This window comes from Paenibacillus sp. J31R120 (assembly GCF_056269225.1).
Genome location: NZ_JBWDNN010000004.1, coordinates 175,539 through 197,448, shown reverse-complemented (window position 1 = coordinate 197,448; position 21,910 = coordinate 175,539). Strand labels below are relative to the sequence as shown.

The following is a 21,910-nucleotide window of genomic DNA, read 5'->3' as shown; positions in this document are numbered from 1 at the left end:
CGCTATACCCAACACCTACGAATTGACCATTCTCCTTATCCGATATCCGTTAATTACTCCATCAGCCATTATAATTCGAATGAATAGAGTTTGTAGTCCTACTAAAGTTGTACATTTTAATAAGAAAGGAAGCAGTCGATAAGACTACTTCCCGCTCGTAATTCAAATGGCTCCTTATATTGATCCTGAATACATATAAGAGCTGATTTTCAGAATCGATATCATGTGTTCTACTAAAAGGTGCTTAGGTGCTTAGGTGCTTGTGCTTTAGCTGCTTTGAAAACAAATTATGGAGTATTTGACGCTCTAAAGGTGAAGCATAACTAGGCAAGCAGACAGGAGCGAATAAATGAAAGCTGCTCATCCAGCGAATAAGGGTCCTCGAAGGAAAAACGATACGGATTGCTGAAGTAGACCTGCCTCGCTTGTACAGCGGGAAGGCTGTTCCAAACTGCGCTTTCCGTCAACACGGATATATCCTCATAGCTGGATACGATAATATGCTCGCCGGCATAAGCAGGCAGATCGCTCACTTCAATAGGAACGCTGACCACGGTTTCATTCATGATTTTCCGTTGGACAGGAGGCACCTCGAGCCCGAGCGATCGATAAAGACTATAGCTCCCGTATCCCCCATATTCACCTAGCACGAATAGCTGGCCTTGCATCAGCAGCAAGTTGGTCACGGAGGAGCAGATGCCGTGTTTATTCTGAATCTGCTTACGCGTCTGTTCTGCGCGCCACTCATAATCCCCGATCCATTCCTCCGCAAGCTTGTTTTTTTCAAAAATTCGACTCATCTTCCGCAACTTTTCAAGCGGCTCCAAACTTTGATAGGGGATCAGCACGGTAGGAGCAATTTGCATCAGATCGTTGTATTGCTGCTCGTTTTGCGTGACGATAAGATCGGGCTGCAGCATGGATATACGAGACAGACTGACGGGAAATCCTGTGCCCAAATCAATTGTCCCCTTCTCCACACATTTTTTGCGCTGCCCTGCAGATAGAAAGCTCTCTTTGAGCATCTGGGTCCGCACGCCTACTGGAACAACATCCAGCTTCAATAACTCCCCCATATATTGATCGGCTACAACGCGCATCGGGGTCATCGTCGGCGTGAAAATACGATACTGCTGCTGCTTGGTGCGCGCATATTGGCGCGGAGACAATCCGACAGTTTGCTTGAATCGGCGATAGAAATAGCTTTCTTCCCGATAACCGACGGCTTGTGCGATATCCGCCAGTTGACCGCCCCCAAGCAACAGTTGCTTCGCTTTCCTGATGCGGAGCTCCGTCAAATACTCATTGACGCTTCTGCTGGTCATTTGTCGGAATAACTGCGTGAATTGCCGCCTGCTCATCTGGGCTTCATTGGCCAGCTTGTCCACCGTAATATCCTCATAGTAGGCGCTTTGCATATATTTCACGGCAAGCTGCACGGCATTAACGCTATTCTGCTCCTGCAATCGCCCGGCGTGAAGCCTGCGTTCCATCAAAAGCCAAATCATCCATTCTTGAAATTGAATATGATGCGCCATTTGCATGAAGGGGTCCGTATGCAGCCGATTGTCATATAGCTGATTCAACCCCGTCGTCAGCCGCTGCGACGAGACCTTCCATTGTTCTCGATTAGGCACAAGCATGGGGTGCTGAGCTTCCAGCCTGTTGGGATTACCACCCGTGACATGCATCGAATACGATACAATATACCAGTCACTGGCATAAGGATCGACAGGCTGAATACGGAAAGTTGCCGGTGAAGCGAAGGACATCACCTCGCCAACTGACAGGCTTGACTCTCCCCAAGCGCCGGAAATTAGCAGCTCACCTCTTAAGACAGCAATCAATGAAAATTGGCTTAATGAATAGGAGACATCGCTTTGGGCCGTAGAGCAGCTCTGAATCTGAAGCAATCTGAATGATAGGGATTGTGCGTACGGAACGTCTAGGTCCGAGTACTCTGCCATGAGACTTTTTCTCCTCCGAGAACATAATTAACTCGTTATCCGCGCTAGGCGGATAACGAGTTGAAGGGTTTGGTATTTTATTGATTTTGCGTCAGCAGATCGGTAATAATGCTGAGCTGCGCTTCTAGTGAATATGGATCGTCCATTGCAAAAATCTTGGAATCGTAGAAGTAGACTTGATTATTTTTGACAGCGGGAATGCTTTTCCAGAAATCGCTTTTCATCAGCTCATCTGCCTTGCTTTCATCGACAACCGTAAAAAAGGCATGATCGCCCATATAATCCGGAACGACTTCCATGGACAGCTCAGAGCTTCCCATATCTTTTCCGCGCAGCACTTCCGCTTGTTCGGTTGCCTGAAGCTTGAGGGCGTCATATATCAAATAACCGCCATAGGCTCCGTTAGGGCCGAACACATACACATTGTTATGGAAGACGGCCATGACCGATACGGTCTCTCCTGGCTTTAATCGGCCGGCGCTTACAATCTTTTCGTTTGCGGTTGCGAGTTTGCCATCGAACTCTGATATCCATTGATTGGCCACATCGGTTTTGTTGAACAAATCGGCAATGTCCAGAAATTTATCCATCGGCGATTTGTATTTCTCCGACCAATAAGGCATATGAACGGTAGGCGCGATTTTGCTATATGGTTCTTGATTAGCCGGCAATGCGTTAATAATCAGATCCGGCTCCACCAATGTCAGCTTCTCCAGATTAAGCGGGAATCCTCCCAAATCCTCTATGCCATCCAATGCGCCTTCCTCCAGATTCGCGTAAGGAATCCAGGTTTCCTTCAGCATGTTCTCGCGCACGGCTATCGGTTTAATGCCCAGCTTCAGCAACTGCCCCATATGCTGATCGGCTGCTACTCTCATAGGTTCGACTGGCACATCGGTCACACCTGAGGCATGCTCGAACGAACGCATAGCCTGCTCAGGCTGCTGCCCAGTCTGCTGATTTCCGCAAGCGGCGAGCAATGCTGTTATAACTCCTATCACGCAAATACGCGCAACAACGATCTTAATTCCACTCACTTCTTTTACCTCCATCAATCAAGAATGATAATCATTATTAATTACGACATGGTTAATTATAGAGTGATCAGCCCGTTTACTCAATACACAAATGGGCAATTTATCTGGACTATCGGGCTAAATGTTCTTAATAAAATGTATTAGACTTAAGTCCAAGGTTCCTTGAAACACATAATTCCAAGATGTTACATTTAGTTCATACAGTATAGTCACTACTAAATATGGAAGGATGGCTGACAATATGGGAATGCGCGGATATTACTTTACTATGGATGACAACCTGGTGCAGCAAATCGCTGCAGGCGACATTGCATTGAAGAGTTTGAAAATAGACCATTATCCCGGACTGAGCATTGATAGATCCTGGGAGGCGATACACTACTTGCTTTGTGGAGTTATTGCCGATGGTGGTCCCCCACTTGGCTATGTTGTGCCGCTGACGTCCGACAAAGGCATCGATTTTGGCTCATTCGGGGCGTTTTCCTTGCGTGCCGAGCAAGTTGCAGCAGCGCTGCAGGCTATGTCTGAGCTAGATGAAGCTCAGCTCCGCTTGCGTTATGATTTTCCCACCATGCTCAAGGAAGAAGTATATCCTCTTGAGCCGGGCGTCGTTTCAGAAGAGGATGCGGACGCGTTCTTCGCTTACCTACTGCAGCATTTTAACGAAATCCGGCGTTTCTTCAGCCAAGCTGCAACGGAGGGCAAAGGTCTCATCTTCTATATTTTCTGATTACGCCCAAGCTGAGTGAACAAGGCAAAAGAGACCTGGATCTCAATGGATTCCAGGTCTCTTTTTGAGCGTTGCTATTAAATCAGATCGGATTTTTGAAGCAGACGCTGGATAACCGTCGCAACCTCGGCTCTCGTGATGTAAGCTTTCGGTGCGAGTTGCGTATTGCTTCTTCCCAAAATAATGCCTGCTTGAATGTTATCCGCAACGCTGCTCTTCGCCCAATCGGACAAAGCGGATGCGTCTGCAAACGGATGAAGCAGCGATTCAGCCGATTGCGCCGATAGTTTGGCGTTTAGGCCGGTAATCTTCATCGCCCTGACGACGATGACCATTGCTTGTTCCCGCGTAATCTTGTCGTTCGGGCGGAACGTACCGTCCCCGAAACCGTCAATCAATTGGTATCCGACTGCCGTACTGATTGCGCTATTATACCAATCCGTCCCTTTGACATCCAAGAAAGGAGCGGCTTCTTTGCTTGGTTTCAACCCCAATCCGCGGACGATAATCGCCACAAATTCGGCACGAGTAATATCGCGATTTGGACTGAACTTTCCATCGCCGGTGCCACTCGCAACCATGCGGGACCCCATGTCGTTCACCGCATCTTTGGCCCAATGGTTCTGGACATCGCTGAATTCGAGAGGATGCCACACGACCGAGTACGTGCTGTTGGTCAAGCTGTTGATGACGGCGTAATACCTGCCATCGATCACCGTGATCTTGGTCGGCACATGGCGAGAAGTGCCATCCGGATCGACGACGACACCAGTCGTAATCTTGTTCGGATCGACGCCATCCGGAATTGCAATAGCACGTTCAACATATACGCTGAAGGTTGAAATCTCTATCGTCTTGTCGCCATAGGTACCCTTGACGATAAAGTCCATCGCTGGCATTACAGGCGTAAAGCCTCCGTTCGCTGCCGCTTGCGCGACGACCTTCGCCATATCAGCCGGCGTTGAGCCAAATTGAAGCTCTACCTTGATGTCCTGCAGCGAAACATTTGTTCCGAATTGCTTCGATAACTCATTCATGTTGATCTGAACGGAAGGCACGGTGTATATTGCACGATCAGTCTTTACAACAAGAGTAGCCTGCAAGTCTTCCATTTCTTGAATCAACTGACCATTAAGCTGAGCTACCACCACATCGGCATTGGTTTTTACCGGAACCGTCACGACCGCTCCAAATCCTTCAGCCTCAAGCTTTTCTTCAATTTTCTTTTGATTAACGATGATAATTATCGCCGATTGACCGTTAATTGTAGCCTCTTTTGCTGTGCCTGCATTTTCGGCTTTGCCATTAACCAAAACAATAACGCTGGATTCAGATTCGCTTGAATCTGTAGATTCTGAAGGATCCTGTGACGGCAACGGAGTTGAGCCACCGTTTCTAACGGTTACAACTATCGTTTTGATATCCGTCGCTCCGGTGATTTCTACCCACGTAGTACCGTCCCACGTTTGCTTCTGGAATGTCGCTGTTACCGTATAGCTTCCAGCGGCCGAAGGCTTGTAATTAGCCGTGTACTTGCCGTTATTATCCTTCGTGAACGTACCCGTCTTACCGCTCTCTGTCGAGCTCCAGCCTACCGGCACGTAACGCTCGTCACCGACTAATGCTCCGTCCGCCGATTGCCGGTCGCCTGCAGCCGTCATCGTGACCGTTCCGCCCGAGGTTACACTGCTCGAGCTTGCGCTGACACTGTTGTTGCCAGCATTCGCTTCCATCGGTTCCGTCGGTTCAGGTGTGGCCGTTACCTTCACTGTTGTCGTCTTCGTATCCATCGCTCCGCTTACATCGCTCCACGTCGTACCATCCCACTTCTGCTTCTGGAACGTCGCCGTTACCGTGTAGCTTCCAGCGGCCGAAGGTGTGTAAGCAGCCGTGTACTTGCCATTATTGTCCTTCGTGAACGTACCCGTCTTGCCGTTCTCTGTCGAGCTCCAGCCTACCGGCACGTAACGCTCGTCACCGACAAATGCTCCGTCCGCCAATTGCCGGTCGCCCGAAGCCGTCATTGTGACCTTTCCACCCGGCGTTACACTGCTCGGGCTTGCGCTGACACTGTTGTTGCCGGCTTTCGCTTCCGTCGGCTCCGTCGGTTCTGGTGCGGCCGTGACCGTCACCGTTGTCGTCTTCGTATCTGTCGCTCCGCTAACATCGCTCCACGTCGTACCATCCCACTTCTGCTTCTGGAACGTCGCCGTTACCGTGTAGCTTCCAGCGGCCGAAGGTGTGTAAGCTGTTGTGTACTTGCCGTTATTGTCCTTCGTGAACGTACCCGTCTTGCCGTTCTCTGTCGAGCTCCACCCTACCGGTACATAACGCTCGTCACCGACCAACGCTCCGTCCTCTGACTGCCTGTCGCCTTCAGCCGTCAGTGTGACTGCTGTGCCTGGCTTTATGCTGCTCGGACTTGCGCTGACACTGTTGTTGTCGGCTTTCGCTTCCGTCGGCTCCGTCGGTTCTGGTGCGGCCGTGACCGTCACCGTTGTCGTCTTCGTATCCGTCGCTCCAGCGACCGCCACCCACGAGGTACCGTTCCACGTTTCCTTCTGGAATATTGCGGTTACCGTATGATTTCCAGCGGCCGAAGGCTTGTAATTAGCCGTGTATTTGCCATTATTGTCCTTCGTGAATGTACCCATCTTGCCGCTCTCTGTCGAACTCCAGCTCACCGGCACGTAACGCTCGTCACCAACCAATGCGCCGTCCGCCGTTTGGCGGTCGCCATCAGCCGTCAGCGTGACCTTTCCGCCCGATGTTACGTTGCTTGGTTTTGCGTTAACACTATTGTTGCTTGATTTTGCTTCTGTCGGTTCCGTCGGCTCAGGTGCAGCTGTTACTGTCACCGTTGTCGTCTTCGTATCCGTCACTCCACTCACATCGCTCCACGCCGTACCATTCCACGTTTGCTTCTGGAACGTCGCCGTTACGGTATGGCTTCCGACTGTCGAAGGCGTATACGCGGCCGTATACTTGCCGTTATTGTCCTTCGTGAACGTACCCGTCTTGCCGCTCTCTGTCGAGCTCCAGCCTACTGGAACATAACGTTCGTCACCAACCCATGCACCCTCTGCCGATTGGCGGTCGCCATCAGCCGTCAGTGTGACCGCTTTGCCCGTCGTTACGCTGCTCGGGCTTGCGCTGACATTGTTGTTATCGGCTTTCGCTTCTGTCGGTTCTGTCGGACTCGGTGTTGCTGTTACCATCACCGTTGTCGTCTTCGTATCTGTCGCTCCGCTCACATCGCTCCACGCCGTACCATTCCACGTTTGCTTCTGGAACGTCGCCGTTACGTTATGGCTTCCGACTGTCGAAGGCGTATACGCGGTCGTATACTTGCCATTGTTGTCCTTCGTAAACGTACCCGTCTTGCCGCTTTCTGTCGAGCTCCAGCCTACTGGAACATAACGTTCGTCACCAACCAATGCACCCTCTGCCGATTGTCGGTCGCCTGCAGCTGTCAGCGTGACCTCTTTGCCCGTCGTTACGCTGCTTGGGCTTGCGCTGACACTGTTATTGTCAGCTTTTGCTTCCGTCGGTGGTTCCAGTGCGGCTGTCACTGTCACCGTTGTCGTCTTCGTATCTGTCGCTCCAGCAACCGCCACCCACGCCGTACCGTTCCACGCTTCCTTCTGGAACGTCGCCGTTACGGTATGGCTTCCTGCAACCGAAGGCGTATAAGCAGACGTGTATTTGCCATTATTGTCCTTCGTAAACGTACCCGTCTTGCCGCTCTCTGTCGAGCTCCAGCCTACCGGCACGTAACGCTCGTCACCAGCCAATGCGCCGTCCGCCGTTTGGCGGTCGCCCGCAGCCGTCAGCGTGGCCTCTTTGCCCGTCGTTACGCTGCTTGGGCTTGCGCTGACACTATTGTTGTCAGCTTTCGCTTCCGTCGGTTCAGGTGCGGCCGTGACCGTCACCGTTGTCGTCTTCGTATCCGTCGCTCCGCTAACATCGCTCCACGTCGTGCCATTCCACGTTTGTTTCTGGAACGTCGCCGTGACCGTATAGCTTCCAGCAATCGAAGGCGTATAAGCAGACGTGTACTTGCCGTTATTGTCCTTCGTGAACGTACCCGTCTTGCCGCTCTCTGTCGAGCTCCAGCCTACCGGCACGTAACGCTCGTCACCAGCCAATGCACCGTCCGCCGATTGGCGGTCGCCCGCAGCCGTCAACGTGGCCTCTTTGCCCGTCGTTACGCTGCTTGGGCTTGCGCTGACACTATTGTTGTCAGCTTTTGCTTCCGTCGGTGGTTCCGGTGCGGCCGTGACCGTCACCGTTGTCGTCTTCGTATCCGTCTCATCGGCATCCGCTACCCATGCCGTACCATTCCAAGTTTGCTTCTGGAATAGCGCCGTGATCGTATAGCTTCCAGCTGCCGAAGTCAGATAGTCGGATGTGTAGTTGCCATTATTGTCCTTCGTGAACGTACCCATCTTGCCGCTCTCTGTCGAGCTCCAGCTTACCGGCAAATAGCGCTCATAACCGACAAATGCTCCGTCGGCCGATTGACGGTCACCTACAGCCGTCAGAGTGACCGTTGCCCCCGACGTCACACTGCTCGGGTTCGCGCTGACACTGTTATTTCCAGTGTTCGCCTCCGGCAATTCTGGTGCAGCCGTAACCGTCACTGTTGTCGTCTTCGTATCCGTCGCTCCGCTAACATCGCGCCACGACGTACCGTCCCACGCTTGCATCTGGAATGTCGCCGTAACCGTGTAGGTGCCCGCAGAAGCAGGCGTATAATCGGAAGTATAAATTGCATCGTCGCCCTTGGCGAACACTCCCTCCTTGCCGCTCTCCGTCGAGCTCCAGCTTACCGGAACATAACGCTCGTCACCCGCCAATACGCCGTTCGCCGATTGGCGGTCGCCTTCAGCCGTTAGCGTGACCTCGGTGCCCGCCGTTACGCTGCTCGGGTTCGCGCTGACACTGTTGTTGCCGGCGCTGGCTTCCGTCGGTTCCGTCGGGACCGTTACCGTCACCGTTGTCGTTTTTGTATCCTTTCCGTTTTCGTACCATGTCCCGTCAAAAAGCATATACTTTTGGAAAGTTGCTGTTACAAGATAACTGCCTGTCGCCGAAGGCGTATAGGCAGACGTGTAGTTGCCGTTACTGTCCTTAGTGAATGTTCCCGACTTCCCGTTCTCCTCCGATGCCCAGCTAATCGGCACAAACCTTTCATCGTAGGTGTTCCCGGTGGTTGCTTCTTGGCGGTCACCTTTGCCCGTGAGCGTCACTGATCCTCCTAACGAAACTTCGCTCGGACTGGCTGTCAAGCTGTTTTTGTCAGAGTCTGCCAGTTTTGCTGGAGCTCGGTTTACTGTCACAGCCGGGAGGGGCAACGTCGTCAAGGATTCTTCAAATTGATCGTTCCAACGACCGTCGTACCACCTTTGCAGCATAAATCTAACATTTACTTCAAAGCGCCCTGGATTTCCGGGAGTATACTGGGAGGTATAGCTGCCGTCTTCACCAAGTGTGAAGGAACCTGTCTTTCCGCCTCCTTCAATTGACGACCATGTCTTTGGTAAATAGCGTGTGTCCCCTTGATAGTACGTACTGCCCGTAGGGCCGTCTCCCTCCGCTGTCAGAGTGACCGTTTCGCCTACTTCAATAGACTCTGAGCTCAAAGTAAGCTTATTTTTGAACTTATCTGCATTGTAAGACTGAACGGTTACACTCAGAAACTTAGAGGGATTGCGACCATTCGAACGTGGTTGCCATTCTTTCAAATATCCATTGTACTCCAATTCTACAAACCTAACCGTCACAGTAAAAGTTCCGCTGCTTGAAGGTGTGTACAATGAAGTGTATCTGTCGTCGCTATCCAAAACAAAAGAACCCTCCGGATTACCAGGTTCAGACGATATCCATTTATCTGGAATAAATTTCTGATCAAGATGTGATATTCCTTCTGCGAGCTGACGGTCTCCTTCAGCAACTAACGTGAAAGATGAGCCGCTGTTTATTGTCGATGAAGGCTCGACTTCAGCTTTAACGTTTGATACATTGGCTAAAGTCGGCCAATTTGATACTAGAAAATGGGTTGTTTTCATATCAACATCGCCGGTATCCACCCAGTCGCTGCCGTCCCATACTTGCTTTTTGAAGTAAAAGTTCAAATCATACATTCCTAAGGTACTGCCTAGGGTAAACCATAATATCCCATGGTTTTCTTTGTTTGACATGCCGCCATTATTATCGGTCTCCCAATAATCAAAGACATATCTCTCATCTCCGATATCTTCCGGATTACTGTCTTCTCTATCTCCAACTACACTCCCAGTGCTTATCCGTATGTTACCATTCGGGGGATATGACTGTACTGAAAGGTCTGGATAAATATTGAGGCTAGGATCCGCCAAGGTCAGCGACGCTGCCATTGCCCTTTGTCCTCCAACAACAAAATCAGGCAAAAGCATAACCAAAACGAGAAATCCCGCAAAAATTCCTTTTAAAACTCTTATCCTCTTTCGAGTCATCTTCTAGTCTCCTTCGCAGCATATTGTAAACTCGAACTACCGTCTCTTCTACATCTATCAGTGAGATTCGATCCTCAATTGATAGGCATCGGCATCATTGTACAATACGAGAATAAACATAGAATAAACAAAAGTGCCCTTAGTCCTATATGAAATACTTCTAATGCCCTGCTTGAATGTCGATTCGTGACAAAAGAACAGGCCCTGTCGCTTCGTGGCTCTTCTCTATTGTTTTCTCATAAATCACCTTAATTTCACAAAAAAAAGAAAACCTTTTGCTAAATAAGGGTTTTCAGACATTTTGGTGGAGACTCTATCTATATTAAAGTCAACCGTATTTGACCTCTTTTTAGAAACGCTTCTCTTTACCACCAATTATGACACGGTTATCCGCGCTGTGTTATTCAGTAAGCTAAAATAGTAGAAACTACGAGCTTGTTCATCCCATTTACTCCAATCAGTAGCATTAAAATCTCCGCTTCTGTAAAGCGCGGAATCGAATTTGACGATGCATAACATCGCAATCGGAAAGAAATGCGATATCCAAAAGCATGTTATATTGGGACTATTCTGATGGAAAGGGAGAGGCGAATGGATGACAAACAATTGACCGCCCAGTCAGCGATGGAACGTCTGCAACCGTTCATTGGCAAGTGGAAAACGGAAGGCACGATCCAAGCACCGAATGGAACGTCCGTGAAGTTGAATGCCATCGATACTTACGAGTGGCTTCCGGGAGAGTTCTTCCTTATCCACCATGTGGATGGCCGTATGGGAGAAGACGAAGTGAAAGCAATAGAAATGATCGGTTTTCACGAAGAAGACGGCAAGTATGTGACGACGTCATACGACAATCGCGGGGTAGTCGCCAATTACAAGGCACAGCTGCATGAACGCGAATGGACCATAATCGGATCGACCGAACGTTTCCGAGGTAGTTTTGGGGAAGATGGACGGACATTGGCGGGCGTTTGGGAACTTGCGCAAGAAGGTGCCGAGTGGAAAAAGTGGATGAATATTCTGTTGACGAAATACTAAGCGGCTCGCTATTCAAACAGTCTATGGGATACTAGGTCAGATACAAATGCCGCCGTCAACTAATAGATGACAGCGGCATTTCGAATTGCAGCGTATGAAAGTTTTGCCCATAAATGCTTCCGCAGGTCCTGATTTCTTCACGCAAACAAATCGTTGTTAACATCGTTTTCTAAGTTCTAGCTCAAAATGTCCTCCAAGCACATAAACCTTCTACAAGTATTTCGCTCATTGGAGTTTCTTTGATTCCCCAATGCCCAGCAAGCTATCCACGACAAAGTCAAGCTGCTTTTCTAACGAAAAGATATCATTGTAGAAAAACAAGCCAAAGCTCATATCAATAAGCCGCCCTTCCTTCACTGCCGGAATGTTATTCCAAATGGGGTTATCTGATAAATCCGCCATTCCTTCAAAGGCAGAGCGGAACACATAATCACCAGCATACTGAGGCAACACTTCATAGGAGACATCCATGCTAGTTGCATCATTCTTGGAATTGTCTATTTCCTGCTGCACGATCTCAGGTGCTTTCAGCCCCAAATATTGATAAATGATCTGCGACCCCCGTCCATAGCCCATCCCCACCATTACGGCCATAGAACCTTTGTTGCTTTCCATAATTGTGACGGTTTTATCCAAGATACCGGCTTGCTGCAGCTTCTGCTTGCTTAGCTCCACCTTCTCATAAAGGTTATCCATAAGCCCTTTAGCCTGATCTTCTTTGCCAAATATTTCTCCGAGAATTTCCATACGTTCTTCCACGGGCAAGTCATAGGGTATGTAAATAGTAGGGGCAATTTTATTCAGATTGTTGTAAATTTCATCCGTTGTAACAATAATGAGATCCGGGTCAAGGGCAATCACCGCTTCTGGACTCGGTTGGCCATCCCCCAAAGTGGTGATACCATCCAATTCGCTAGCGATTGCAGCATCATCTCCTCCCACCAGAGTAGAGATACCAACGGGCTTTATTCCTAGAGCAAGAAGATCGCCCATCAAATACAGGACAACGACCCGCTGCGGATTAACTGGTACCTCCACCTCTCCTTTTAAGGTGTTCACCATTCTCGTTTGCTGTGTCACAACCTCGGTCCCTGTAGCTTCAGCATTCGATATTGTCCGAGTCGTGTCTGCCGTGCTCGCCGCCGCTCCATTATTCACAGGCGCATTCGATGTACACGCCGATAACAACAACATCAAGCTCATGGCAGCCGCCAATATCATTTCCCTGTTTCTTTTCTTTCCAAACATCAATAACTCCTCATTTCTGCTAGATTCGACTAATTGATTTAGTCTCCTCTCACTGTAATGATATTGGTAATCATTATCAATATCATTAACGTCCATATTCGTTATCATTTTTGTCCGGTACTCATTCGGTGTCATATGATTGTATTTTTTAAACATACGGATTAAATTCAGTCCATCCACAAAACCGCACCCAGCAGCAATTTCCTGAATAGTAGCATTGGTGTATTGCAAATGTCGCTTAGCCGCATCCAACCTTATCTCATTCAAATACTCCTGAATACTTTTATCCTCACGTTTTTTAAAAAGCCTAACTAACTGGCTTCTGCTAATAGGCAGCATTTCAATAAGTTGTTGAATGGACACTGATTCACTAAAGTGTTGTTCCAAATATTTCTTGACGAAAACTACATAATCAGGCTGGAAGTAGAGAATATCCCCCTTTTCCAGCTCATTGTAAATCTCGTAGATAATCTGATACAGTACGATCTTTGAATAAAATTGATTTAACACGGATTCACGATTCCAGCGGTCTTTCATAATCAAAAACTTCTCCATCAAAAAAATGGGATTCCCTGGTGAGAAGCCATACACTTGTACAAACGGGTTTATATTGTCTAATAAGCGACACATTTCTCTTTTGTAAAATGGCGGAGTTTCTGCTCTATACAGCACCATGTAAGTCTCAAGACTTTTGCCTGTAGGATGAATCGATAGTTCTGTCCCTTTCCCTCCATGAAAAATACCAAACCGATCGGATTGATATCGTGTGTGATCCAGTTTTACGTTAGCCGTTCCGCCACAGGTATACACCAGCATACTAGTCGGCATCCTGTAATTTTGGATCGGCTTGTCCGGATCTATCAACTTGTAACGAACATCTATTAATGAAATGGATGAGCCTGCCCATAGCCGAACAGCTATATCAATCATCTCTTTTGTAAAGTGGTTAGTGAAATTCATATCCTCTGACATCTACCTTCACTCCTTCAATCCATACCCTAATTGTATGGTAATCCAAATGATAATGATTATCAAATCCGAATTGATTTTTCCTAGTAATCTTCTGCTTTACAGCCTATCCTTCATCATCCATAAAGGCATCCTATGCCATTCTTTCGATTTATTTGGCTTTAAAAAAACACAAAAGCACGAGTTCTAATACGCTCATGCTAATCATAAGTCAGTCAAAAAGAGAACGCCCAATTTAGGACGTTCTCTTTAATATCAAGCATGAAATAGTCTATTTTCTAGTAATAATCCCAAAATTTAAACCCGTTGCGTTTCCGCTCCCAATAAATAAAAAAACCCTCTCGTTAAAGAGAGGGCAATCAATCCGCATTAACTTCAAATTAACCTAAGAATGCAATAGATTGTTTCGTTTTCCTTGCAAATGAAATGGGATTATCGATCGACTCCCAATGGATATACATAATACGCGGGTTCTCAAACAGCCAATGGTTATGGACTGCTGTTACTTTGATCCCATGCTTACGAAGGTTGGACAGCAATTGATTAACTTGACTCTGTAAGAGGGCCGTTTCCCCTAAACAGAGCGCGCGGCCCGATTTGTCCAACGATTCAAACGAAAATAACTGATAAAAAACGACTGGCGATGTGGTGCGTCTCCCTAATATTTTTGCCTTAAATACTCTATTTCTAGAAACAAAACAAACTGGACCTTTTGTAATTTCATGTTCTGTTCCGCCTAAAATGGTTGAGAATTGGTTGCATAGCCTTCTAAAACGAGGACTTGCTTTCACTTGAGCTGCCACAAGATATCATCCTTTCGTAATATGATGAATATAGTTTCATCGCTAAGCCGCATTAACCCAAGAATGCAATGGATTCCTTGGATTTTTTAGCAAACACAATCGGATTCTCAATGGCTTCCCAGTGCACATACATTAAACGAGGAGTCTCATTCAGCCAGTGGTTGTGAAGCGCCGTCACTTTTATTCCACGTTTACGAAGATTGGACAACAATCGATTAACTTGATTTTGGTGTACAGCCGTCTCGCCCAAACAAAGTGCGCGACCCGACTTATCAAGCGATTCGAACGAAAACATTTGCATTTGAACCAAAGGGGAGCGCGTTCTTTTTCTCAGGATCGTCGCTCTTAAGTTTGTCATTCGCATGACAAAACAAACCGGACCTTCCTCAACTTCCGATTCACCGCCCAGAATTCTTCCGAATTGGGTACAAAGTCTTTTAAATCGAGGACTAACGCTCGCCTTTGCAGCCATATAAAGCCTCCTCAAATTATTTTTCGGGATAGCTTATGATCAAAGCGGCAAAGGTGTATGGGTAAAACACCACGGTACAAGTATAAGATGTAACTTTAGGCCAATCACGCTATTAGCCCCGTATAGTCCGCGCAGGTCTCCCCCAAAAAGAAAAAGCCGAGCGAAAAATCAGGAAAAACCTGAATTTCGTCGGCTTTGCAGTAGAGCTATTCCCGGTCTAATCAACTAAATTTATCATACGCTGTTAATGATAACGACAACCGGGAGGGTATATAGTTGAAAAAAGTTAAAGTCCGTCTACGTCCTATTGTTAACAGGATCAATATGCCAACGGTTATAAAAACAACTATCTTTCCAGGGGACTCGGTCGAAAGCATCATTGTTGCAACCCAGGTCGGAGAGATCTTCTACATGAGACACGGAGTGATCGGGACATTTGCAAATATACGTCAGCAAGTCTTAAAACTAGGCGGCACCAGTGGCGGATACGACGAACGCGGACTATTAGGTCTAGCTTTTCATCCCCAGTTTTACTATAACGGTTTGTTCTACCTCCATTACTCAGTAGCTGGAACCCAAGGTCCAGCAGCTTTTTCCGAATCTTTTAAACCTAACCCGTGCGATCCTGGCACTTTAAACCTACAGTGGACAGATAGGGAGCAACAATACGACCATATCGATACCGTCGAAGAATGGATTCTTCCATTGAACGGGCAACCTCAAATGCGGCGTACACTACTCCATATAAGAAGGCCCTTTTTAAATCATAATGGTGTCAACAGCTTAAACTTTTCACCTGAAACAGGAAGACTTGTTTTAACGACCGGAGATGGCGGATCAGCCTATGACCCTTTTAATTTAAGCCAAAATATGATGGAGATCGCAGGTAAAATCATTGAAATTGATGTAGCCATGCATGCATTTACTGAACCTCCGCCCGTCGTTACACGGTTTAATGAGCTGCCCGTGCCTATTCAGGAGACGCTTACGGTCATCGCCAAAGGAGTACGAAATATACCGGGCATTTCCTATCAAAGGTTCAATAATAAGTATGTGAAATACGTAGGAAATGTCGGACAGGAACTGATAGAATCCGTCTTTTCATTCGTTCATTATCAACCGATCCCGGTTACTCAAATTGTTCAAGCTTCTATCATGGGGTCTGAGCTTGACCAAGAGGAATGTATCAACCTTGGGTGGCGAGGGTGGGAAGGCGTTTTGCCTACTTCCGTGCCAAGAGACTGCCCCGCAAACGCGATGTTGAATGAGAAAAACATTGCCTATTATGATGAAGCCTTAAAAACTTCAGTGCTGCGTCTACAGCCTTTAACCAGTTATTATCATGAAGATCCCCGCCCCGACAAGTTTGGAGGAATCGCTCTAACAGGCGTTCAAGCCTATAGCGGGAATGAAATCCCCGATTTAAGGGGGAGCGTCGTGTTTACCGACCTTGCCCGGAAACAAGCAAATTCTCATGCTCCTGCTAGGGGAGTTTTGGCGTATACCAAGGTCAAAGCGGATTGCAGACCAAATGATTACTCTGTGATTGAAACCGATTATAACTTCGGCTCACAAGCTGCTTATTATGTTGGACTAGGAGCAAATCTGAATCAAACTCGGCTATACTTAGGGGTTTATGGCTCTATGAAAGTGGCTGATTCTAACCTGGGCACTGTATTCGAGATTGTTCCATGGGGGTCATAAAGAGTGCTTGTCTAAACTTAAAAAATACCCTCTCGTTCAAGAGAATGGTATTATCCCTTTTGATTCGGTAATGGGTAGTATGACCAACTTAGCGCTTAAGCCTCCAATTTCCGCAAGCGCAAATAATTGCCCACCATAGCCAACCGCCACGGTACTATCATGCCGAACGAAAGCAGGTAGAAAATCGCGTCAATCTGTACGATCGGATTGGACCGCGTCGTTGTTACCTCCATACCCTCCATATTGGAAAGGTGAGTCTAAACAAACAAGGAACCCCTGCCCGTATTTGGGCAGTTGGTTCCTCTTGTATATCATCTCATTTTTACATTCCAAATCATTTTAGTTTCAATCCATGTTTCCGAAAATGAACAGGATTCAGATTTACCTGCTGTCAAAGGTCTACTTCTAATTTCACTTGGGGACAATGCTTGTGTATTTCTTTTAAAAATGCCCCTTTGTCTGCAGGCGAGATTTTTACTTCTCCATTTTTATGGAATATCGTAATGGCGTCCCGCGAGCTTAAAATGCGAAATCCCGTCCATAACTCAACAGATTTTTGCACTTTTATAATCGAAGTGTATGGAATAACGCTTTTTATAAAGGCAGTTCGCACAACCAATGCTTCTTTTTCAAACAGATAACGGATTCCGAAATATATGCCTAAGATTACCGGTATTAGTACTATTCCAAAAAGGGATATAAGAGAATGTACAATTGAAAATTGACCGCTCTCCAAAATCTTGAGTATAGGAAGGACAACAATTGGAGCTAGAATCAATATCATCAACGTCAACAATATGTTATATGAAATATCGCGCTTGCTCTTGAAGATAATAAAAATCACTCCAATCTGTAATGAAGCAGGTTCAATTATAAACCGGAATTGAAGTAGGCGTTTGGAAAAAGGTTGTTATAATCGACCGCCATTTTAAACTTTGTAACTACAGAGCGGTTACAACATTCTTAATAAATATCTCGTTACTCAGGTTACCGCGAGGTTCACCTATACTGTTTACAGCCCCATGAGTCTTCTGTACGGCTGCCGCATAAAAATAAACGGCTCCGCCCACCACGTATACAAGACCAGCCGCAACCTGAGCGACCACACCGGCATAAAATAAAGCTACGAGTCCCACCACTAGACATTGACCAGTTGCCGATCCTGGTTCAAATTCCGCTAGGTCTACCTGCAAGTTCATTTCTTTATAAATAGAGATCAGCAATTCTCCCCCTCTTTCGAAGGCCATTTGAATTTGCAGCGGGTTTTTGGACTCTATTGCACTTTTAAAATACGAGAAAAATTGAGCGTCTTGCGTTTTCACCTTGTTTATTACATCTTTTGCCGCTAACAGCGCCTCAGGCGTATTTGCAGCGGCAAGCAACTCTTTGGAATACAATGTTGGCGAAAGCCTCTTTGCAACCTCACCTTGAGCGAAAAACAACCCTGCAAAAAGCTGCTCACCAGTGAAAATAGCAAGTTTCCCATTTGCTACTGCAGTCGAGTTTCCTTGCAAACTAAAGCCAGTACCAATTACCAGCGCAAGGAAGAAAATCAACATTTTCTTCATGGGTTTATTATCCTTCCTTTTCTTTGATTTATTTTGGCTGTCGATTATAACTATTAATATAAGCTACAATTCACCAGATTGTTCTATGACTGCTACTTTGTTGTTGAATGTAGCCGCTTTCACCCTTTTTCGAAAAAATGAAAAAGTTCGTTCGCTTGGATAAAAGGAAATGATTAGACCAGCGCACATAATAAGCGAGAAGCTGTAAAGTCCCATTATTACGGCAATGCCGATATGTAAAGAAAACCCTGAAAAAAGTAAAAGCAACTTGTATTTTTTATTCGCTATAATTCCCGCGCCCAGCAGTAACTCCAGCACAATAGTTCCCCAGGTAGGAAGAACGACTAATGGCGAGTTCAGAATTGGATCAAATATTCTTTTCAAAAATGGGTTTAACCCAAGCATCGGATCATAGAAATAATAATATAGCGCTGTTCCGTCAATCCATTCTGGATTTTTCACTTTTGCAATAGCCGCTTGCATATAAATGATTGACATTTGAATCCTGATTGCAATAAGAAATACACTCGCTATTATTGTGGCTTGGATTTTCAAAGGCCTTTCTGGAACGGTTGCAGGCAACCAGTGCCATCTTCTTCCATCCAATAGAGTTACAGGTATTAGCAACAGTGTAAGAACAACCGCTACTTGTTCCCCGCCATCAAGGGTTACAGCCGTATTCTGGATGGATGATGCGATCCACCAATGTATCACCCCGGTAAATCTGGGACGCCATCCGGAGGCAATTATTAATAATAACAAAATTAAGATCCACTTCATTACATTCAATGAAGAGTAATCGTTCGGAGCCAAACAAAAAAAGCTAATCTTATATATGGAGCAAGTCGGAAATTCCGCCACTCCGGCAACCGGTTTGAAAAAGGTAGATACTTCATTCATTAACAGAGTAAACATGGTAGATAAGGCAATTAACGATCGAGCCAATCCATAGACATTTGTCCACGGCTTTTTGGCCTTTGCCCAGTCGTATGCAAAATTGTTTAATTTATTGAGCAACTCGATACCACCTTTACATACCTTGACGGCATTTCTTCGGGAGTTAATATGTCAGCCCAAGCCCAAGGGACTACTTCTCTCATAGCTAAAGTGAATTCACCACAAAAGGCCGGATTGGGTGTTGTGTTTTGTATAGTTAAATGGACATCCGCGTTTTTGGTGCAAGTAGCCAAATCTGTCTCGCATACTTCCCACAATCCCTCGGGTACATTTGAATAAAGTAAGCCAAGTTCAATTCCCTGAGTTCTCCCATACCTTTTTAAACCCAAGGCATTACTCCAGGTGTTATTAGGCCAATTAGGCGCGAGTCGATAGGTAGAATCAAGCATAACAATGACTTCATCCCGAGGATTCTTGCTAAAAAAACCCCATCCTTGCGGAAATGCTTTAAACACAGCCGATATTTTCATATTTTCCAATGGGTTTACCGGAAGGGCATTTTGCAAGCCATAAAAGAATAGTGTGATTACCAAAGTAAATGAGCCTATTAGCGTCAATGCATATGAGTAGGAGCTTCTCATCCAAAACCTCCTATATATTAATAAACAAATTCCACTCCATAAAATTCAACACTTTATTTAATTGAAAAATATTTTTACACAAATATAACCTGACAGTTTTTTGAATACGCAACATCCCTTAACTACACTTTTATTTACATTTTATCCTAAATAACATTTCAATTACCATGTATAATTTTTGCATAAGATATTGATTTTGGCACCGAAAAATTGATTCGTATTTTCCGCAAAATTTTGCGCGCTCGCATTTCATTACTGCTATGCTCTTCTCCATTCAGCCTTCATTCTCAATCCTCCCGAGTCGAAAAAACAGCTATAAGATCAGATGCCTTGCGGGATAAATGAACCGATATCGGCGCCTAGCTCCTCAGCCAGCTTCATGCCCAGCGTCCGGTCGGCGCGAAAGAAGTTGCAAATGACGCGCAGGCGAATATCGTCGTTCGTTGATTTCAGATACCGGTTACTGACGTTGTTCAAGCTTCTATCATGGGGTCTGAGTTTGACCAAGAGGAATGTATCAACCTTGGCTGGCGAGGGTGGGAAGGCGTTTTGCCTACTTCCGTGCCAAAAGACTGTCCCGCAAACGCGATGTTGAATGAGAAAAACATTGCCTATTACGATGAAGCCTTAAAAACTTCAGCGCTGCGTCTACAGCCTTTAACCAGTTATTATCATGAAGATCCCCGCCCCGACAAGTTTGGAGGAATCGCTCTAACAGGCGTTCAAGCCTATAGCGGGAATGAAATCCCCGATTTAAGGGGGAGCGTCGTGTTTACCGACCTTGCCCGGAAACAAGCAAATTCTCATGCTCCTGCTAGGGGAGTTTTGGCGTATACCAAGGTCAAAGCGGATTGCAGACCAAATGATTACTCTGTGATTGAAACCGATTATAACTTCGGCTCACAAGCTGCTTATTATGTTGGTCTAGGAACCAATATGAATCAAACCCGGCTGTATTTAGGGGTTTACGGCTCTATGAAAGTGTCTGATTCTAACCTCGGCACTGTATTCGAGATTGTTCCATGGGGGTCATAAGGAGCGCTTGTCTAAACTTAAAAAGCCCGGGCAGGTTTTCTGCTCGGGCTTTCGTCCTTTATTTATATTTGATTGGCTACGCCCCATTTGCACATTTCCTCTAATATTGGCATTAAGCTCTTTCCTTTTGACGTTAAGGAGTATTCCACTTTTGGAGGAATTTGAGGGTATTCTTCTCTATGAATAATTCCAGAGTTCTCTAGTTCGCTTAACTGTGAACTTAGCATTTTGTGAGTGATAGCAGGAATTTTCCGCTTTAGCTCTCCATAACGCAAAATCTTATCGGAAGATAATTCATACATGATTTTCATTCTCCACTTGCCACCGATTAACGATAATGTGAAGTCAAATGGCCTTTGTTTGTTATGCTCCATAATATTATCACTTAAATCAGGCAATACCATTACTCTCCTTCAAGTAAGTATCTATCAAAAAAGTGCATACTAGTTTTATTTGTATTCGAGTTTATAATTTGAGATGGATTGATAAGTATTTCAGAAGACTTTAATAGTACCATTATAGAATCGACTTATGACTTAATCAATTATAGTTGGAGGGGATGCAGCGTTGTCTACAGAACGAAAACTCACATTTCATACAACTGATTTGAGAGAGGATGAGATGTATAAATTGTTAACTGGCTCTGTGATTCCCAGACCGATTGCATGGGTTTCATCTAAAAGTAAGGATGGTATTTTAAATTTAGCGCCATTCAGCTTTTTTACGGTAGCTTCTAGAAATCCGCCTACTCTATTGATCTCGATAGGACCAGGCGTTAATGAACGAATGGGAAGCATTAAGGATACGTTAACTAATATTCGTGAAGTGAAGGAATATATCATTAATATGGTACCGGAGTCGCTTGGGGAAGCGATGTATCGTTCATCGGCTAATGTAGAACCGGAGAAAAATGAGTTTGAGCTTGCAGGAGTGACTGTCCAGAATGGTAAACTTTTGAATGTGCCAGCAGTGCTAGAAGCGCCGATCTCCATAGAACTTAAGTTAGACCAGATCATTCCTGTCGGTGTAGATCATCTAGTGCTTGGAAAAGTTGAATGCGTCCAAATCGATGAAGCAATCTATGCAGGAAACTATAAAATAGCTACTGATAAGTGGAAGCCGCTTGCTAGTCTGGCAGGAGACTTTGCCGGACTAACGCCTTCATTTGCATATGAGTGAAAGGTACCTAAACATTTTGCTAGCTGAGATAGTTCTATTTTGTAGGACTAAAACTTAAAGGAAAGCCTAAGCGCTGACAGCACTTAGGCTCTTTCATCTTTAATGGAAGGTAAATGCGGCCCTGT

At 46.0% G+C, this 21,910-nt stretch carries 17 protein-coding genes and 1 pseudogene; 5 read left to right on the top strand and 13 right to left on the bottom strand.

Translation table 11 applies throughout. The annotated features are described in order from the left end of the window. Positions 1 to 323: 323 nt before the first annotated feature. Positions 324 to 1,967, bottom strand: a complete 1,644-nt coding sequence (locus AC0YNW_RS16385; RefSeq protein ID WP_475832835.1) for a helix-turn-helix domain-containing protein — start codon at positions 1,965 to 1,967, stop codon at positions 324 to 326. A gap of 77 nt (positions 1,968 to 2,044) precedes the next feature. Continuing rightward, positions 2,045 to 3,004, bottom strand: a complete 960-nt coding sequence (locus tag AC0YNW_RS16380) for an ABC transporter substrate-binding protein (protein WP_475832834.1) — start codon at positions 3,002 to 3,004, stop codon at positions 2,045 to 2,047. Between the two features lie 241 nt (positions 3,005 to 3,245). Here AC0YNW_RS16380 and AC0YNW_RS16375 point away from each other — a divergent pair, with 241 nt between their 5' ends. After that, a complete protein-coding gene (locus AC0YNW_RS16375) occupies positions 3,246 to 3,734 on the top strand; it encodes a YfbM family protein (protein ID WP_475832833.1) in 489 nt (162 codons plus the stop codon). 77 nt (positions 3,735 to 3,811) lie between these two features. On the opposite strand, the gene AC0YNW_RS16370 is transcribed toward AC0YNW_RS16375, so the two are convergent. Next, a complete protein-coding gene (locus AC0YNW_RS16370) occupies positions 3,812 to 9,481 on the bottom strand; it encodes an S-layer homology domain-containing protein (RefSeq protein ID WP_475832832.1) in 5,670 nt (1,889 codons plus the stop codon). A gap of 1,341 nt (positions 9,482 to 10,822) precedes the next feature. Between AC0YNW_RS16370 and AC0YNW_RS16365 the strand changes: the two genes are divergently transcribed. Then, positions 10,823 to 11,269 (top strand): DUF1579 family protein, encoded by a 447-nt coding sequence (locus tag AC0YNW_RS16365; RefSeq protein WP_475832831.1) that lies wholly within the window; start codon positions 10,823 to 10,825, stop codon positions 11,267 to 11,269. 225 nt (positions 11,270 to 11,494) lie between these two features. Here AC0YNW_RS16365 and AC0YNW_RS16360 read toward each other — a convergent pair whose 3' ends face one another. The 3 genes from AC0YNW_RS16360 to AC0YNW_RS16350 all read right to left on the bottom strand — a co-directional run bounded on the left by AC0YNW_RS16360 (position 11,495) and on the right by AC0YNW_RS16350 (position 14,761). Next, a complete protein-coding gene (locus tag AC0YNW_RS16360; RefSeq protein WP_475832830.1) occupies positions 11,495 to 13,489 on the bottom strand; it encodes an AraC family transcriptional regulator in 1,995 nt (664 codons plus the stop codon). Positions 13,490 to 13,866: 377 nt separating this feature from the next. Further along, on the bottom strand, positions 13,867 to 14,289 hold the full coding sequence (locus tag AC0YNW_RS16355) for a DUF1259 domain-containing protein (protein WP_475832829.1): 423 nt from the start codon (positions 14,287 to 14,289) through the stop codon (positions 13,867 to 13,869). A 52-nt stretch (positions 14,290 to 14,341) separates the two neighbouring features. Beyond that, on the bottom strand, positions 14,342 to 14,761 hold the full coding sequence (locus tag AC0YNW_RS16350) for a DUF1259 domain-containing protein (protein ID WP_387470907.1): 420 nt from the start codon (positions 14,759 to 14,761) through the stop codon (positions 14,342 to 14,344). A 276-nt stretch (positions 14,762 to 15,037) separates the two neighbouring features. On the opposite strand from AC0YNW_RS16350, the gene AC0YNW_RS16345 reads away from it, so the two are divergent. Continuing rightward, complete coding sequence (locus AC0YNW_RS16345; protein WP_475832828.1) at positions 15,038 to 16,465, top strand: PQQ-dependent sugar dehydrogenase family protein; 1,428 nt, start codon at positions 15,038 to 15,040, stop codon at positions 16,463 to 16,465. Between the two features lie 95 nt (positions 16,466 to 16,560). Here the strand turns inward: AC0YNW_RS16345 and AC0YNW_RS16340 are convergent, their stop codons facing one another. The 6 genes from AC0YNW_RS16340 to AC0YNW_RS16315 all read right to left on the bottom strand — a co-directional run bounded on the left by AC0YNW_RS16340 (position 16,561) and on the right by AC0YNW_RS16315 (position 20,048). Further along, entirely contained in the window at positions 16,561 to 16,698 is a 138-nt protein-coding gene (locus tag AC0YNW_RS16340; RefSeq protein ID WP_475832827.1) for a hypothetical protein, read from the bottom strand. Positions 16,699 to 16,856: 158 nt separating this feature from the next. Then, complete coding sequence (locus AC0YNW_RS16335; protein WP_475833160.1) at positions 16,857 to 17,249, bottom strand: PH domain-containing protein; 393 nt, start codon at positions 17,247 to 17,249, stop codon at positions 16,857 to 16,859. 157 nt (positions 17,250 to 17,406) lie between these two features. Next, positions 17,407 to 18,033 carry a sporulation delaying protein family toxin gene (locus AC0YNW_RS16330; protein WP_475832826.1) on the bottom strand — a complete coding sequence of 209 codons (627 nt, stop codon included), beginning with the start codon at positions 18,031 to 18,033 and terminating at the stop codon, positions 17,407 to 17,409. Between the two features lie 63 nt (positions 18,034 to 18,096). Beyond that, positions 18,097 to 19,050 (bottom strand): sporulation-delaying protein SdpB family protein, encoded by a 954-nt coding sequence (locus AC0YNW_RS16325; protein ID WP_475832825.1) that lies wholly within the window; start codon positions 19,048 to 19,050, stop codon positions 18,097 to 18,099. After that, complete coding sequence (locus AC0YNW_RS16320; RefSeq protein ID WP_387470897.1) at positions 19,035 to 19,571, bottom strand: SdpA family antimicrobial peptide system protein; 537 nt, start codon at positions 19,569 to 19,571, stop codon at positions 19,035 to 19,037. The genes AC0YNW_RS16325 and AC0YNW_RS16320 overlap by 16 nt, the downstream gene beginning before the upstream one ends. A 321-nt stretch (positions 19,572 to 19,892) precedes the next feature. Continuing rightward, positions 19,893 to 20,048, bottom strand: coding sequence for a hypothetical protein (locus AC0YNW_RS16315; RefSeq protein ID WP_475832824.1), 156 nt, complete (start codon positions 20,046 to 20,048; stop codon positions 19,893 to 19,895). Here AC0YNW_RS16315 and AC0YNW_RS16310 point away from each other — a divergent pair. Next, a pseudogene (locus AC0YNW_RS16310) lies at positions 20,025 to 20,606 on the top strand (PQQ-dependent sugar dehydrogenase); the annotation flags it as partial. The gene AC0YNW_RS16315 and the pseudogene AC0YNW_RS16310 sit on opposite strands and share 24 nt — an antisense overlap. Positions 20,607 to 20,668: 62 nt before the next feature. On the opposite strand, the gene AC0YNW_RS16305 reads toward AC0YNW_RS16310, so the two are convergent. Further along, complete coding sequence (locus AC0YNW_RS16305) at positions 20,669 to 20,980, bottom strand: winged helix-turn-helix transcriptional regulator (RefSeq protein ID WP_475833159.1); 312 nt, start codon at positions 20,978 to 20,980, stop codon at positions 20,669 to 20,671. Between the two features lie 193 nt (positions 20,981 to 21,173). On the opposite strand from AC0YNW_RS16305, the gene AC0YNW_RS16300 reads away from it, so the two are divergent. Then, positions 21,174 to 21,785, top strand: a complete 612-nt coding sequence (locus tag AC0YNW_RS16300; protein WP_475832823.1) for a flavin reductase family protein — start codon at positions 21,174 to 21,176, stop codon at positions 21,783 to 21,785. The last annotated feature ends 125 nt before the right edge of the window (positions 21,786 to 21,910 follow it).